This window comes from Arthrobacter sp. AQ5-05 (assembly GCF_003287975.1).
Taxonomy (GTDB): Bacteria; Actinomycetota; Actinomycetes; order Actinomycetales; family Micrococcaceae; genus Paeniglutamicibacter.
The window spans coordinates 123666-139132 of sequence record NZ_QMKQ01000008.1 but is presented as its reverse complement, the minus strand read 5'-3'; the positions used below and the strand labels follow the sequence as shown (position 1 = coordinate 139132).

Genomic DNA, 15467 nt, shown 5'->3' with positions numbered 1-15467 from the left:
ACCTCGACCTCGGTCCTCAACTGCGTGATCAGCACGTCGCGTTCGGCCAGCTGAAGCAGCAACGACTCGATCCGGGCATCGCGTTTGGCCAAGGCGGCATCACGTTCCTCCAGCCGGGCCAGCAACGCCTGGACCGTGGGAACCCCGGATGCCTCGGACATGAGAACCCGCCAACCTTCAGGTGGTGCCTAACTGCCTGCGAACACCTTCAGGATCCACCCGGCACCCCGTAAAACCGCGACAACACGCCGTACCGACCCCCTGACTAGTTACCCTTGCGGGTTGAATCTGTGCGGAAATCGTGGATTGGCTGATCGCAGGAGCGGGCGGTGTTTCGCGCTCATTCCTGAATGAAATGTCATGCTTTGAGGCCGAAGACTGCCTCGATCTCGACTAGTGAATTCGCGGGGAGCATCCGAACTCCGAGGGCCGTACGTGCGTGCCGGCCGGCATCGTCGAGGACGGTGCGCAATAGTTTTGAGGCACCATCGATCACTCGCGGCTGGTCGAAGAAGTCTGACGCGCTGGCGACGTACCCGTTGATCTTCAGTAGGCGATCAACTCGCTCGAGACCCACATTCGCTTCGACCTGAGCGAGAAGGTTGAGGGCGCATAGTTCGGCGGCGAGGATGCCGTCTGCTAGTAGCCTGTCAGTGGTCATGGTGCCGGTGTACTCAATCGTTCCGTTGCGGCGAGGAATTTGCCCCGAGACAAACAAGAGCGTGCCCCATTGGGTGGTTGCCTCATAGGCATATTTTGGCGCTGCGGCGGTGGGGAGTTCTAGGCCAAGGTCTGTAAGGCGGGAAGAGATTTTCGGATCCATGATGATTCTCCGGTTCAAAATTGAGTTGCCGTATACACGGAAGATTCCGTGGAATGGATGGCTGTCGGGCGGGATATGGGCCCAGGTCGAGCGTGGCGGACGCTGCGCGAAGCGGATCGCTGCCAGAGTGACGCAGAAAGCTAAACAGCTAAAGAGTGACTTGTCCAACACCGTTGTCATATTTTGTTTTGATAGTTGCAGAACTAGATTTTGCATCATCACATGTCAAATAATGATTCAAGTCAGATGGTTTCGGGAGTCCAATGCCAGCTGTGGACAACGAGGAGTAGAGAGATAATACGGCGGGTACATGCCTGCCGGCTCTGGAAATTGGTCTTGGATGCAGGCACAGTGGGTTCGGAATCTCTACGTGGGGCGGGGGTCACTTGGGTGCGCCCGACATCGAATCTACAGTTTGCGGAAAATCCATCTAAGCGTCGTCATCGGCGGGGCAGCCAGGCTCCCAGCAGTACGCAAGTTCTCGCCAGAAGCCTGGATGGTTGCACTTATTCTCGATGGTAGTGTTGCGCACTATGTTCTCATTGGATCAATTGCGGGCTTTTGTTGCTGTTGCGGAAGAACTTCACTTCGGTCGAGCAGCTGAACGCCTTAACATGACGCAGCCTCCGTTGAGTCGGCAGATTCAAAAGCTGGAGAAGAGCATCAAGGTGCAGCTCTTTCATCGGGACAATCGACATGTGGCACTTACTCCTGCCGGAAAGGCCTTCCTTACCGAAGCCCGCAGCTTGCTGGCCCATGCCCAAAGCGCCCCGGATCTAGCCCGCCGAATTTCCGACGGTTCCAGCGGACTGATCCGTATTGGTTTTACAGCTGGTTCGAGTTTCGGCCTTTTGGGAAAGCTCTTGGCAGAGATCACCGAGGAACTAGACGGCATTTCCATTGACCTGCGGGAAATGGTGTCAAGCGAACAACACAGCTCGCTTGAATTGGGGCAGATCGATATTGGATTGGGTCGACCGCCGGTTGATACAAGAGTGTTCGACACGATGACAGTCGAACGTGAAGAACTAGTGGTAGCAGTCCCTTCTGGGCACAAACTGTGTTCGCTCGGTCGACCAGTCACCCCGTGCGACATTGCTGCCGAGCCCATGGTGATGCATTCGCCCATCAAGGCGCGATACTTTTATGATCTTTCAGTTCGTGCGGTGCCGACCAGTAGTGACAACGTGGCTCACACGGCGAGCCAAATCTTGACGATAATTGCCTTGGTCTCTGGAGGTCATGGCATAGCGATGGTTCCCGAGTCAAGCAAAGTCATGGGTTATCAAGGTGTTCAGTATCTTGAGTTCAAGGGAGATATTCACACGCCCGTGGAACTTCAAGCTGTGTGGAAAAAGGGATTTGACAACCCCGCACTCGGACGGGTCCTTGATTTGCTTGAGCGCCGTTTCACAGAGATGACCACTGAATAGAAGAAGTAGACCGACTGCCGTGGCTTTCTAGATTGCCATCCTGGTTTTCACATGGGTCTGCAGAGATTGGACAAGGGCATCCTGAGCAAAGGATTACAGTTCACGTACGGCTGCTGACGGGGGTGCTTGAGCTGGAAATCCAACCGTTCGCTGATTCATCGGCTGGTCGAGACGAAGCATGGTCCAGACTCTGTGGCCAAGCAGGCATACTGCCAAATCTTAGCCGAGTGGTGTTCCACTTATGGCTGTGGCAAATGAGACGCGGTGAGAACCGCTCCCATTTACTTCGTCTCTGTGGGTAGCAGCAGCCTCGTGAACCTCAATACATGTGAGGCCACTCTGCATTTCAGTGGCCAAATGGGCTACTGAAGTTGCTGACCCAAGATGCGAGCGGGACATTCGGGAGTTTTCGCTGACAGGCAGAGGCAGGGCAGGGTCTTCACATAACGGGGGCTACAGCTGCACTGCGGCATTCGACCGGCACGGGCATGAAGCGACGCCGGAATGCTCCGACACCACCTCGTGCCCTGACCCCGGCGTTTCACGCGCTCAGCCCAGCTCGCTGGGGGAAAACCACTTGGTGCCCACGGGCAGCAGCCGTAGGGTTGGGGGATCAAGTTCTTGGCCGAACCCGGACGGAAAAGACCATGGCCACGTTTCATCAGCTCCACCACGGCGATGCGCCGCTCCTGCTGCCCAACGCGTGGGACCTCGGCTCTGCCCTGGCCTTCGCGCAGGCGGGCTACCCGGCCGTCGGCACTACCAGCTTCGGCATCGCGGCCAGCGCCGGGATGCCCGACGGTGAGCGCGCCAGCAGGGATGCCACCATGGCCCTGGCCGCGCAGCTGGTCCGGTTGCCGGTGCCTGTCACCACCGACATCGAGGACGGCTACTCCGAGGACCCCGAAGAAGTCGCCGTCCTGGTGGCCGAATTGGCGGCACTGGGCGTCGCCGGGGTCAACCTCGAGGACAGCTTCTCCGGCCGCCTGGTGGATCCGGCGGCCTTCGCCGCCAAGATCGGCGCGGTCAAACGGGCCGCCCCCGGGATCTTCGTCAATGCCAGGGTGGACAACTACTGGTTTGGCGAACAGGCGAGCGTGGCGGGGGTCCTGGACCGGGCACGGGCCTATGCCGAGGCCGGGGCCGACGGGATCTTCGTCCCCGGGATTGCGAGCGGTCAGGACATCCGCGGCATCACTTCAGGGATCGGTTTGCCGGTCAACGTGCTGGCGCATCCAACCCTGGGCGTTGCCGAGCTGGGCAGGCTGGGGGTCCGGCGCGTAAGTTCCGGCTCCCTGCCCTATCGCGCGTCGGTGGATGCGGCAGTGGACGTGGTCAACGCCCTGCGCGGGGGCAAGCCGGCGCCGGCCGCCACGCCGTATGGGCAGATGCAGGCACGCCTCGTGGCGTTCCGCCAAACGCTGCCCGAATGATTCCCGAACACGGCAGCCGCCTTCGGAACCGCACGGAGAAGGGGGCCGGTGCCACCCGGCAGCTAGGCACGGGCGGGCGTGGGCCGCGTGAAGGCGGCGTCCAGCAATTCACGGGTGCGACGTGCGGTCTCCGCGTCGCGAATGCCCAGCCTGGCCACGAGATCGCCCAAGCGGTCGATGTGCGCCAGGTAGTCGGCGCCGAGTCGCTGGGCAAGCGGCCGGGCAGCGAGGTCTTCTGCCATGCGCCACGCCACCGCCACGGCCCGTTCGAAGATCCGTTGGTCGGCCTCGGCGCTGGTGGCGGCCGGCCCTGCACCAAGCACCGCCACGGTGTTGAGCCGCGAATCGTCCAGGCCCAGGGCCAGGGCTTCGAGTTCACGTCGTATGGTGCGCAGCGCGGCGGCATTGCGGCCGAAGCGTCCCAGCCGCATCGAGATGGCACCGCCATAGACGAGGACCTGCACCAGCGTGGTCAGCGCCAAGGCAAAGGCGAGCGTCAGCAGCCAGTGGAGCAGTGTTTTGTTGATCTCGTGGTGCGTGTACCCGTTGCCCTGCAGCCCGCGGGACAAGGCATGGATGGTTGAGGCCACTTGGTGGTCCTGCGGTTCCGCCCAAAAGAAGTTGCCGTAGACCCAAGAGCCGTCGTTCAAGGTGCTGTTGCCGCCCACGGATACGGTTCCGGTGATGTGGACGGGGAAGTGCACGACGCCACCGGGGATGGTCCACACGGGAATGATGGCCTGGTGGGGGAGAAGCTCTCCGGTGGCGGGATCAACCAGGTGCGGGAGTTCGGACTTGATCCGCCACAAGGCGTCCAAGAGCACCAGCGGGTCGATCTTGTCCGCGGCCAGGGTCTGTTTCGGGACCTTGGCCGCATCCACTCGCAGGTAGTCACCGGCATCGCGGACCGCCAGGGTAATGTCCACCCGCTCGGTGAACTTGTCGTCCAGCGCGCTGCGGATTCCGGCCTCGTTCAGGCCCGGGATTTGCCCGTCGATGGCCAAGGAATGGGTTTTCTGCGTGCCGGTGAGCATCCACGAGGGGCGTACGGTGACCCGGTCGCTGACCACGCCACCGACCAACACGGAAACCAGCACAATCAGGACAAAGCCCATGAGCCAGAGGCCCGGAGAACCCATAAACGGCATCTTCGGGCTTGGGCGTTGGCGGATGCCGGACGGTTCCCGGAGGCCGGCGGTCTGCGACAGTGGACCAAAAAGTGAGCGCGCGGCGGCATTGGCTTCGTCCAAGGCGGCCAAGGCACGGCGTGAACCGTCGGCCGACATGCCCAGTCCCGCTCGCAGTTCCGAGAGGTCCTCCCGAGCGTAGGCCGGTGCACGGACCCGTCCCCGGCGGGTGCGGCGCAAAGATCGGTCCACGGCTGCGGCGCTGCGTTCCAATGTGCGCTCGGCGTTTTCCCAGGCCGCCACGGCCTGGACTGAGTTCGACTTGCGTGCGCCGGCGGTGAGCAGCGAGGCTGCGGCAGCGGAGAGGGCCCGAATCTGCTTGCGCGGCACGGAACCGGAGGGCACGGCGTGCAGCCGCGCCAGCAATTCGCGGGCGGCAAGGTTCAGGGGTGCTGCGAGGCGGTCCAGCGTGGACTCGCTCCCGGCCAACCGGCCCAGCACCGAACCTGCCCCCATCAAGGCGTCCGCCTGGATGGCGAGGTTATTGGCCGCTTCTTCAAAGGCGGCCACGAGCCTGGCGGTCTGTGGGGCCAACGATCGCCTGACCGAATAGGCGGCCTCAACGACGGGGTCTTCGGTTCGCGCCAAGTCGAGGGAGGTGTCGCGGATCTGGTTCCAAGCCGCGGTGAATCCCGGAGGCCGGCGATCCGGGCCAGCTGCCAAATAGGTGACCTCGAGCGCCTCCAAATCCAGGACCACGCGAGCGAGCTGGTGTTGGGCCGTGGTCAGCCTGCGAAAGAGGAATTCACGGCGCATTCGGCGGGGCAGGGAAATAGCCAGGGACAGGACCGTCAGCAGCAGCCCCAGAGCTGTCCCCGAGACCCAAAATATCGGCGATCGGGTGGGTCCGTCATCGAGCAGCTCTGCTGCGCGCTTTGCCGCCGCTGCCACGGCGGCCGGGCCGTGTCCCAGACCCACGTTCTGTACGTAGGCACGCTCGACCGCGAAACTGTTGGCGTAGTGCCGGCTCCCGTCGGAGCCGACGGGGTAGATCACGACCTTCCCCAGCCGCGGCCCCGGGGCGTAGCTGTGTGCCTCCTCGAAGATGGCGGTACTCAAGACGAGGTCGGCCCCCGGATCCTGCCGTCCTGTCGCCTCGTCGCTGGTGAGCTGCCGATTGGTGACCTTGATGCGCAGGGGCTTCCATGCATGGAGGGGTTCGGAAAGTGTTGCATTGACGGTTGCCTGCGAAATGTTCCACGGATGGTCGCCTTCCACGGTGATTTCGACGGGTTCGGAAGGCTGTGCAGTGACGGCAGTGAACCCCACGCAGCCAAAAACGAGGGTGCCGATCCCGAGGACCATGGAGAGCCAGGGAAGGCCAAAGCGCGGTTTCTTGCGGGCGCGGATCAACTGCGTGGTCATGGGCTCGATCGTGGGGATGGAGGGTGGGATTCCCCCACCCTAACGGCCTATGAACAAAGTAGGGCCACTCATGACAAGGCACCTGACTTGCGTGAATCGAAAATCCTGCCGTACCCGCGCGTTTTCGCGGAGGCGGGCCGCATTCGGCGGGACCGGATTCCACGCACGGGTCTTGCTACGGGGTGTCCGATTCGCCCGTGTCGTCCGGGGCGGGGTCCTCGATGGCCTTGATGCCGACCAGTCACTCGATTACGACCTGCTTCATGGCTTCGTTCTTGAACGTGTACCAGTCCTCGCGTTCCTTGGGAAAGTATTCCAGGGCGTCCCTGAAGTGCCGGAAGGGCTTGCTGCGGACCAGCGCCTGCTCCAGTTTCTTCCGGGCCTCGCCGTCGGTAAGGCCCATGGTGAAGTCCTCCATGTGCCGGTAGGACTCGTAGGATTCAAGGCGGTCGACATAGGCGTAGTTTCCCTCGTCGATCTCCTCCTCCGTGAGGTCTTCGTCGAGCCCCGGCACGACGACTTCCCCGGTATCGAGGTTGAGGTAGTAGTCGTGGCCCATGGAGCGGTCGTTCTGCATGGCCCAGGCAATTTCTTCCAGATCCAGGTCCTCGAGTTTCAGCATCATGCTTCCTTGGCTCGCGTCGGTGCGCTGTTCCCTTTCAGCCTTGCGCTTGGGCCGTGTACGCGCAAGGTAGGCAAGGGAGATAAACCTGCCAGCATGGCGCTGGCGCAAACCCGGGCCTCGATGTCTCCGGCGCTACTGCCCACCACTCGGTCCATAGAGGTCCAGGAGGTCGAGGCCGGTGACCCTGCCCTCCTGAAAAGCGAACGCCATGAGGGACAGGACCCGTCCCGTGCGACACCGCGGCCACCACCGGTCTTTGGGCGGAGTTCATAACCGGGCAGGACACTCCCGCGCACCGACCCAGGCGACGACTGCTTCTACCGTGCGGAGACGGGGATCCGCAGTGGCGTTTCCGCGGTCCGCCCGGCCAGCACGGCAATGACGTTGCGGGCCGGCAGTGCCATGTATTCGCGCAGCGAGGCGTTGGAGCGGTAGGCGGTGTGCGGGGTGACGATCGCCGAGGGGTGGGTCAGCAGCGGGTGGTTCGCCGGTGCCGGTTCCTGGGCCAGCACATCGAGCATGGCCCCGGCCAGGTGGCCGGAATCCAGCGCTTCGAGCAGCGCGGATTCGTCGACGAGCCCGCCGCGGGCGACATTGACCAGGTAGGAGCCGGCCGGCATGGCCGCCAACGCCCGGGCGTCGATGAGGTTTTCGGTTTCGCCGGTGAGCGGGGTGTGCAGGCTGAGCACGTTCGAGCCTGCCAGCACCTCGTCCAGCTCGACCCGGCGCACACCGTCTGGCCAGCACTCGGTGGGGGTGAACGGGTCGTAGGCGATGACTTCCTTGAACACCGGTTCGGCAATGTTCGCAAGGTATTGGGCGATCCTCCCGAAGCCCACCAGTCCCAGCGTGAGGGTTTCAAGCCGCGGGGGCACCGGCAGCCCGGCCCCGGTCCAGTCACCGGCCCACGCCAGGGCCTGGGAACGGGGAAGCTGGCGAACCAGGGCCAGCATCCCGGCGAACGCGTGGGTTGCCACGTCCGCCGTCGCGGCGGAGGGCACGGTGCACACCGTGATTCCCGCGTCGGTCGCCGCCTGCACATCGACCATGTCGAATCCCGCGGACATGGTGGCAACGACCTTCAGCTGGGGCAATGCGGCAATCATCGATGCATCAAGCGAGGCGTAGCCCAGGATGATTCCGGCGCACTGGCGCGCGGCGGCAAGGATTTGCCCGCGGTCGCGGGAGTCCAGGTAGGTGGCTTCGATGCCCGCCTCGGCGAGCAGGTCCAGTGCGATGGTGTGGTCCAGGTCTGCGGCGTCGGTGATCAGCACGCGGGGTGTGGCTGGCAAGGGGAAACTCCTGGTTCGGGTCAAGGGAAAGGGTGCGCATACACCGGTGGGGTTGCGGGATTGAAGGCTTGCTTCCCCACAACCCCACCGGTTGACTGCTGTTTATGCAGTGCCGTTTAGTTGAACAACGCCATCGGCACGTGGATCAGCTGCACGCCGCCGGCCTCCAGCGCCGTGCGGATGGCCGGGGCCAGCTCGGAGGAAGCCGCGAGCTTCGTCCCGGTGCCGCCGAACGCGGTGGCCAGGGCGGCCCAGTCGGGCTGCACCAGGTCCACGCCCACCGGGGTGATGGCGCGGTCCAGCTCGTTCTGCTTGATCTCTCCGTAGCCGCCGTTGTCCGCGCAGACCACCACGAGGTCCAGGCGCTGTTCCACCGCGGTGGCCAGTTCCTGGATGGCGAACATCAGCGCGCCGTCGCCGATCACGCAGACCACCGGGCGCTCCGGGGCGCCGATGCGCGCCCCGATGGACGCCGGCAGGCCGTAGCCGAGCGTTGCGTAGGCGGGGGTGTACAGCAGCGAGTGCGGGGCATCCTGCGGGACGAAGCTTGCGGTGCCCAGGTAGGTGGCCTGCGAGGAGTCCCCGCCGATGATGGTGTTGGCCGGGACCGCGGAGGCAACCTGCTCGGCCAGTGCGGCGAAGGCCGGGGACAGGGCCCTGGCATCCTCGCGCATCTGGTCGCGCAATGCGGTCAGCTGCGGTGCGGCGGGGGCACCGTGGTCTCCCAACGCGGCGAGCAGCTGCGGCACGATGGCCGCGCAGTCGCCCACCAGGCCGAGGTCCGCGGCGAGGTTTTTGTCCAGCTGGGTCTCGAGGATGTCCACGCGCACCACGGTGCCCGAGGGGTTCAACCTATTGAACCAGAGCTCGGCGTCTCCCACCTTGGAACCGAGCACCAGCAGCACGTCGGCGTCCTCGCAGAACTTCTGTGCAACATCCAGCCGGATGTCCGAACCCAGGGACAGCGGATGCGATTCGGGGATCGCGCCCTTGCCGTTCAGCGTGGTCACCACCGGTGCCTGCAGTTTCTCGGCCAGCGCCAACACGTCGGCCCCGGCACGCAGTGAACCGCCGCCGGCCAGGATGACCGGGTTGGCGGCGGTGCGCAGCGCCTCGGCCGCCTTGGCAAGCGCAGCGGCGTCGGCCTGCTTGGGGGTACGTTTCGCCACCGCTTCAAGCAGCTGCGAAGGCGCGTCCGAGGGACCCTCGAGGATGTTCAACGGGATCTCGATGTGGATCGGGCGCGGACGGGAGTAGCGGAACAGTTCAAAGGCGTCATGGATGGCCTGGACCGCCTCGGTGCCGGAGGCCACGCGGCGGGACCACTCGACGATGGCGCCCACGGCACCGGTGGCGTCCTTGGTCTCGTGCAGCGAACCGATGTCCGCGAATTCCTCGCCCACCGGCACGCCGGGGGAGAGGATGACCAGCGGGCGGGACTCGCAGTAGGCTGTGCCCGCCGCGGAGAGTGCGTTGAGCAGTCCGGGCCCCGAGGTGGTGATGACCACGCCGGGCAGGCCTGTTTGCTGGGCCCAGCCGTCGGCGCCGTAGCCGGCACCCTGCTCGTGGCGGTTGGTGACCGGTCGGATTCCCAGCGGGGCCAGGTGGCGGTAGAACTCGAGGTTGTGGGTTCCGGGGATCCCGAAGATGGTGTCGATGCCGTAGTTGCGCAGCACCGTCATCACGTCCAGGCCGGCGTTGTTGGCCACGACGCCCTCGGGCAGCTCGATGGTGGAGGTGGTTTCCGGGTTAGACATGTTCGAGTTCCTTTTCCACGGAGGTTGAGCGGTCGGCGGTGAAATGGCAGATGCCGCCCACCCAGGTTTCCAGCACACGGATTTCGGCGATTGCACCGGCCTGAACGGCCAAGGGGTCCGCGGCCAACACGGCGAAGTCGGCGCGCTTGCCGGCAACCAGGGAGCCCAGGTCGTCCTCGCGGCCCATCGCGAAGGCCGCATTGATGGTGTGGGCCTCCAATGCCTGGCGTGCGGTGATGAGCAGCTCGTCGCCGCCGAGCTTGTGGCCCTGGCGGGTCACGCGGGTGACTGCGGCCTGGATGGCCTCCAGCGGCAGCGGCTCGGCCACCGGGGCGTCGGAGGAAATGGTGACCTTGACACCCGCGTCGATGAATTCGCCCAGCGGGTTGAAGCGCTCGCCGGGGGTGCCGATCGCCTCGGTGACGCCCTCGCCCCAGTTGTAGTAGTGCTGCGGCTGGTTCACCGGGTGGATGCCCGCCGCGGCCATGCGGGTGATCTGTTCCGCGGTTGGGAGGCCGCAGTGCTCGATCCGGTGGCGCGCGTCGGAGTCCGGGCGTTGCCCCTGGGCCGCCTCGATGGCGGAGATGACCATTTCCAGCGCGGTGGGGGACTGGGCGTGGGTCGCGGTCTGCAGACCCAGTCGGTGCGCCTTGGCGATGAGCTCGGCGTAGGCGGCGGGCTCGTGGTAGAGCTGGCCGGTGCGGCAGGGGTCGCCCACATAGCCGTCGGGGAAGTAGGCGGTCCAGCCGCCCAGGGTGCCGTCGGCGTAGAACTTGAAGCCGGAGAAGCTCAGCTGCGCGTTGCCGAAGGCCCCGTGCATGCCCATCTCGGACGCCTCGTCCAAAAGGTGCGAGAGCAGGTACATGCCCACGCGGATCTTGAGCTGGTTGGCGCTTGCCATGCGCAGGTACATGTCGAATTCGCGGCGCGAGACCTGGGCGTCGCCAACGGTGGTCACCCCTCCTGCCAGGAAGCCCTCCTGGGCGATCTGCAGCTGCCGCAGGTGTTCCTCGGGGGCGTCGGCCAGGTGGAAGTTGGGACCGTGGTGCCCGATCTTCACGCCCTCGAGCCCGGTGAGGATGTTGCAGGCGGCGTCGGAGAGTTCGCCGGTGAGCTCGCCGTGCCCGTCTCGGAAGAATTCGCCGCCGGCCGGGTTCTCGGTGTCCCTGGTGACCCCGTGCAGCTTGAAGGTGTGGTTGTTCACGACCCCGCCGTGGCCCGAGGCGTTCATCAGGTAGACCTCGCGGTCGCTGGCGACCTCGTCGAGTTCCGCGGCGGTGGGGTGGCGCTGCTCAACCAGGTTGGTCTGTTCGTAGCCGTAGCCGCGCACCGGCAGCCCGTTGGGGGTCTGTGCGGCGCGTTCCTTGAGCAGCGCAATGATCTCCGGGATGCTCTTGGCCTGCTCCGGCCCGCAGTCGACCCAGGTCTTCAGCTGCCCGTACATCAACGGGTGGGCGTGGGCGTCGATGAAGCCCGGGACCACCGTGGCGTCACCGAAATCCTGCACGCGCGGTTCCGGCAGTCCCAGTTCGGTGGCAGCTTTGCGGCATTGCACCTCGGTGCCGACGGCCAGCAGGTGCCCGTCGTGCAGCAGCATCGCGGTGGCGACGGGGGCGGCCCCATCCATGGTGTGGATGGTGGATGCGGTGACCAGCTGCGGGATGAAGGTGCGTGCCGGTGCGTCGAAGGTCTGCAGTTTTCTCATGGTCAGGCCCCAATCGTTTCGTTCGTGGTGACGCGTCCGGAGTCGGCGGCTTCGGAGTACGGCTCCTCGTCGCGGTGCTGCGGTGCGAAGTACAGGCAGAAGATGCTCAGCGTCCCCATGCCCAGGAAGACCGCAAGGACCGGCCAGATGCTGCCGGTGGTTGCGTAGAGCAGGGTCGCGGCCAGCGGGGAGAGTCCTCCCCAGAAGGCGGCGGCAATGCCGTTGGACAGCGAGATGGAGGTGTAGCGGGCCTGCGGCGGGAACAGCTGGGACATGATCGTGGCCATCGGCGCGTAGGTCGCGGTCATCATCAGGCGCATGGCGCAGAAGGCCACGAAGAGCAGCCATTCGGGTCCGCTGGACATGACCAGGAATTGCGGGATCACCAGGATCATGGAGCCGAGCAGGCCAACGAACATGACGCGCTTGCGGCCCCACCTATCGCCCAGCCAGGCAACACCGAGGGTCGCCACGAGCTCCACCAGCGCGGCCAGCGCCAGGGCGTTGAGGACCAAGGTCTCGTCCAGGCCCACCGACGGGTCGGTGCCGTAGGCGGTGGCGAAGGTGGTGGTCAGCTGGTAGCCGCCGGTGGACAGCGGCAGCAGGCCGATGCCCAGCACGATCGGTTTCCAGTTCTTCACGATGGCGGTCTTCAGCGGCAGGGCCTGGGCGACGCCCTCGACCTTGGCCTCGAAGACCGGGGATTCCTCGACCCGGTTCCGGACCCAGAAGCCCACCAGGATCAGCACGAAGGAGAGCAGGAACGGGATGCGCCAGCCGCCGTTCATCAGGAAGTCGTCCCCGCGGGAGGTCAGGGCGCTGAACATCAGCGTGGCCATCAGTGCGCCGGCGGGGTTGCCCAGCTGGGCGAAGCCGCCGTAGAAGGTCTTGTGCTTTTCGGGGGCGTGCTCGACGGCCATCAGGACCGCGCCTCCCCATTCGCCGCCCACGGCCAGGCCCTGCAGTGCGCGCAGGACGATCAGCAGTGCCGGCGCCCAGACGCCGATGCTGGCGTAGGTGGGAAGCAGACCGACCAATGCGGTGGATACTCCCATGACCAGCAGCGTGATGACCAGGGACGGGCGGCGCCCGAACTTGTCACCGATGTGCCCGAAGATGATTCCGCCCAGCGGGCGGACGGCAAAGCCGACGGCGTAGGTCGCGAAGGCCGCGGCCACACCGACCATGCGGTCGGCCTCGGGGAAGAACAACGGCCCGAAGACCAGGGCCGCCGCCGTGGCGTAGATGTAGAAGTCGTACCATTCGATGGCCGTGCCGACGAATGCGGCCATGCCTGCCCGTCGTGCACGGGCGTGACTGAATTCTTTCACTGCGGCCCTATTTTTTTCCATGGGAGATTCCACCTTTTCCAGCTCTAGCCAGAACTTGTCTGTGATGCGGACTACTGTAACCACGGAAAAGCGTGACGGCAAACACAATAAATGCGCTCATCGTGCGGTAATCTTCACTATTGTATGGCTCGATCAGTGTTCGAGCTCCGGAGAAAATAATCCATGCACCGTTACGCAGTTTTTGTTCCAGAGTCGAAACATACCTGAGAAAGGAAGGCGCCATGAAGGACCCGCGAAACATTGACACCGCGATCATCCGCGCACTGCAGGTCGATGGCCGCGCCAGTTTCCTCGACATCGCCAAGGACCTTGGTGCGCCGCGGGCGACGGTGGCCACGCGGGTGCAGCAGCTGCTGGATGCGGGCACGGTTCGGGTCATCGCGGCAGTTGACCCCTCGTTCCTGGGCCAGCGGGTCATCGCCCACGTCTCGGTCGTGGCCGAGGGACCGGTGCGGGTCATCGCCAACGGCCTGGTGCAAGACTCGGATTCGGTGCTGGTTTCGGCGGTCGGCGGCGACCACGACCTGATTGCCGAATTCCGGGTGGCCAACCACGAGGAACTGCACCGAAGGCTGGCGGACGTGCGGCGGCTGCCGGGGGTGGCCAAGATCGACACCCTGATCTACACCTCGGTCATCAAGGGCTTTTTCATCTCCAAATACACCGGTGACGCGGCGATCGATGCCATGGACACCCGGCTGATCGAGCTGCTGCAGGCCGACGGGCGGAGCAGTTACCGGCAGATGGCCGGAAGCGTGGGACTGTCGGCCACCGCGGTGCGCACCCGCGTCCAGAGGCTGCTGGAGGCGAGGATCATCAAGATCAGTGCGGTCGAGGCACGCGGCGCACACGGACGGCAGTTGTCCATGGGGGTGGGGCTGAACATCGATGGAGACCACGACGAGGTGATCGGGCTGCTGCGGACCTCGAGCGACATCGAGTTCGCCGCCGAGACGGTGGGTAGGTTCGATGCCGTGGCGACGCTGGTGGGCCAGTCGCCGGCTGCGCTGTTTCAAACCCTCGAGGTCCTGCGTGCGCTACCGGGAATCAAGCGCACCGTGTCCTGGTCGCACCTGGACGTGCTCAAGGAGGACTACGCTCGGCGGGTGTAGTGGGCCTGGTTGCGGCAGGACTCCGGTGGAGTCCTGACACAACCCCAGGTCGCTACTTCTTGCCGACCTTGGAGAACAGCGCACGGACCGCTGCGGCCACGGCAGTGGCCAGCGTCGGGTCGACGACCGGGGCGAAGAATGGCGAGTGGTTGGCCGGCGGATGCTCCGAGGCCACGGTGTCGGCGTCGAACCCGCCGAAGAACCAGTACACCGAGGGAACCCCGAGGGCATCGGCCAGCGCGCCGAAGTCCTCGCTGCCCATCACCGGGGTGCCGGCCAGCACCCGTTCGGCACCGAACTCGTCGCGGAACTGCGCTTCAAGCAACGCGGTCTGGGTCGGGTCGTTGTGCAATGGCGGGAAGTTGGAGATGTCCTCGATGGTTGGCTCCGGGGCCCCGGAGGCGGCCGCTTCGGCGGCGATGATGCGCCGGATCGAGGACAGCACCGTCTCGCGGACCGCCGGCTCAAAGGTGCGCACGTTCAGCGTGAACACCGCGCGGTCCGGGATCACGTTCTCCTTCAGGCCCGCGTGGAAGGACCCGATGGTCACCACTGCGGCGGACTGCGGGGCCACCTGCCGCGAGACGATGGTCTGCAGGCGCAGCACCATCGCCGCACCCAGCACGATCGGGTCGATCGAGTGCTCCGGCATCGAACCGTGCGAGCCCTGCCCGTGGACGGTGACCTTGAAGGAATCCGCGGTGCTCATCGCGGCCCCCGCCATCAGCGACACGGTGCCGGCCAGCCCCGGCATCACGTGCTGGCCGTAGATGATCTCGGGCTTCGGGGCCTTGTCCCACAACCCGTCCTGAACCATCGCGCGCGCACCGGCGGCCGTTTCCTCCCCGGGCTGCAGCACAAACACGAGGGTGCCGGCCCAGTCGTCCTTGGCCCCGGCATAGAGGGCTGCGGTGGCCAGCGCCGAGGCCATGTGGGTGTCATGCCCGCAGGCATGCATGGTCGGGACCTCGGTGCCGTCCTCCAGGACGCCGGTGGCGGCGCTGGCATAGTCCAGTCCGGTGTCCTCGAGCACCGGAAGCCCGTCGGTGTCGGCGCGGAACCCGACAACCGGGCCCTGCCCGTTGCGCAGCACGCCCACCACGCCGGTGCCGCCGCAGCGGAACACCTCAAGCCCCAGGGCTTCAAGGCGCCCGGTGAGGTAGTCGGCGGTCCGGTGTTCCTGCATGGACAGCTCGGGATTGGCGTGCAGGTACTTGTAGGTCTCGATCATGTCCGCGGTCGAGTCCGCGGCCAGTGACAGGGCCTGCGGGATGGTGTTCGTCATGCTGTGTTGTTTCCTTGTCTTTTCGGTGGCGGCGGCAGAGCGGCGGGTGGCCGCTGCCGGTGGATGTCTTGTTGGTCGCTTGCCGGCGGGATGGGGGT

Annotated in this window: 11 protein-coding genes; 3 read left to right on the top strand and 8 right to left on the bottom strand. The window is 65.2% G+C overall.

What is annotated here, in order from left to right; genetic code table 11:
- Positions 1 to 358 precede the first annotated feature (358 nt).
- Positions 359 to 1042, bottom strand: coding sequence for a RidA family protein (locus tag DQ353_RS09795; RefSeq protein ID WP_286166721.1), 684 nt, complete (start codon positions 1040 to 1042; stop codon positions 359 to 361).
- A 314-nt stretch (positions 1043 to 1356) separates the two neighbouring features.
- On the opposite strand from DQ353_RS09795, the gene DQ353_RS09790 reads away from it, so the two are divergent.
- Both DQ353_RS09790 and DQ353_RS09785 read left to right on the top strand, forming a co-directional pair.
- Complete coding sequence (locus tag DQ353_RS09790) at positions 1357 to 2256, top strand: LysR family transcriptional regulator (protein WP_113762580.1); 900 nt, start codon at positions 1357 to 1359, stop codon at positions 2254 to 2256.
- Between the two features lie 647 nt (positions 2257 to 2903).
- A complete protein-coding gene (locus DQ353_RS09785; RefSeq protein WP_113762566.1) occupies positions 2904 to 3689 on the top strand; it encodes an isocitrate lyase/PEP mutase family protein in 786 nt (261 codons plus the stop codon).
- 62 nt (positions 3690 to 3751) lie between these two features.
- Here DQ353_RS09785 and DQ353_RS09780 read toward each other — a convergent pair whose 3' ends face one another.
- The 6 genes from DQ353_RS09780 to DQ353_RS09755 form a co-directional block, all read right to left on the bottom strand.
- A complete protein-coding gene (locus tag DQ353_RS09780) occupies positions 3752 to 6241 on the bottom strand; it encodes a hypothetical protein (protein ID WP_113762565.1) in 2490 nt (829 codons plus the stop codon).
- Between the two features lie 241 nt (positions 6242 to 6482).
- On the bottom strand, positions 6483 to 6866 hold the full coding sequence (locus DQ353_RS09775; protein ID WP_113762564.1) for a UPF0158 family protein: 384 nt from the start codon (positions 6864 to 6866) through the stop codon (positions 6483 to 6485).
- Positions 6867 to 7183: 317 nt separating this feature from the next.
- The gene (locus DQ353_RS09770; protein ID WP_181578318.1) at positions 7184 to 8158 is read right to left on the bottom strand and encodes a C-terminal binding protein; all 975 of its coding nucleotides are present in this window, start codon (positions 8156 to 8158) and stop codon (positions 7184 to 7186) included.
- A 116-nt stretch (positions 8159 to 8274) separates the two neighbouring features.
- Positions 8275 to 9915: a thiamine pyrophosphate-binding protein gene (locus tag DQ353_RS09765; RefSeq protein ID WP_113762562.1), complete on the bottom strand. Its 1641-nt coding sequence runs from the start codon at positions 9913 to 9915 to the stop codon at positions 8275 to 8277.
- Positions 9908 to 11620: an amidohydrolase gene (locus DQ353_RS09760; RefSeq protein WP_113762561.1), complete on the bottom strand. Its 1713-nt coding sequence runs from the start codon at positions 11618 to 11620 to the stop codon at positions 9908 to 9910. The genes DQ353_RS09765 and DQ353_RS09760 overlap by 8 nt, the downstream gene beginning before the upstream one ends.
- Positions 11621 to 11622: 2 nt before the next feature.
- On the bottom strand, positions 11623 to 12972 hold the full coding sequence (locus DQ353_RS09755) for an MFS transporter (protein WP_113762560.1): 1350 nt from the start codon (positions 12970 to 12972) through the stop codon (positions 11623 to 11625).
- 221 nt (positions 12973 to 13193) lie between these two features.
- Here DQ353_RS09755 and DQ353_RS09750 point away from each other — a divergent pair, with 221 nt between their 5' ends.
- A complete protein-coding gene (locus DQ353_RS09750) occupies positions 13194 to 14084 on the top strand; it encodes an Lrp/AsnC family transcriptional regulator (RefSeq protein WP_113762559.1) in 891 nt (296 codons plus the stop codon).
- Positions 14085 to 14136: 52 nt separating this feature from the next.
- Here the strand turns inward: DQ353_RS09750 and DQ353_RS09745 are convergent, their stop codons facing one another.
- Entirely contained in the window at positions 14137 to 15369 is a 1233-nt protein-coding gene (locus DQ353_RS09745; RefSeq protein ID WP_113762558.1) for an amidohydrolase, read from the bottom strand.
- Positions 15370 to 15467 lie beyond the last annotated feature (98 nt).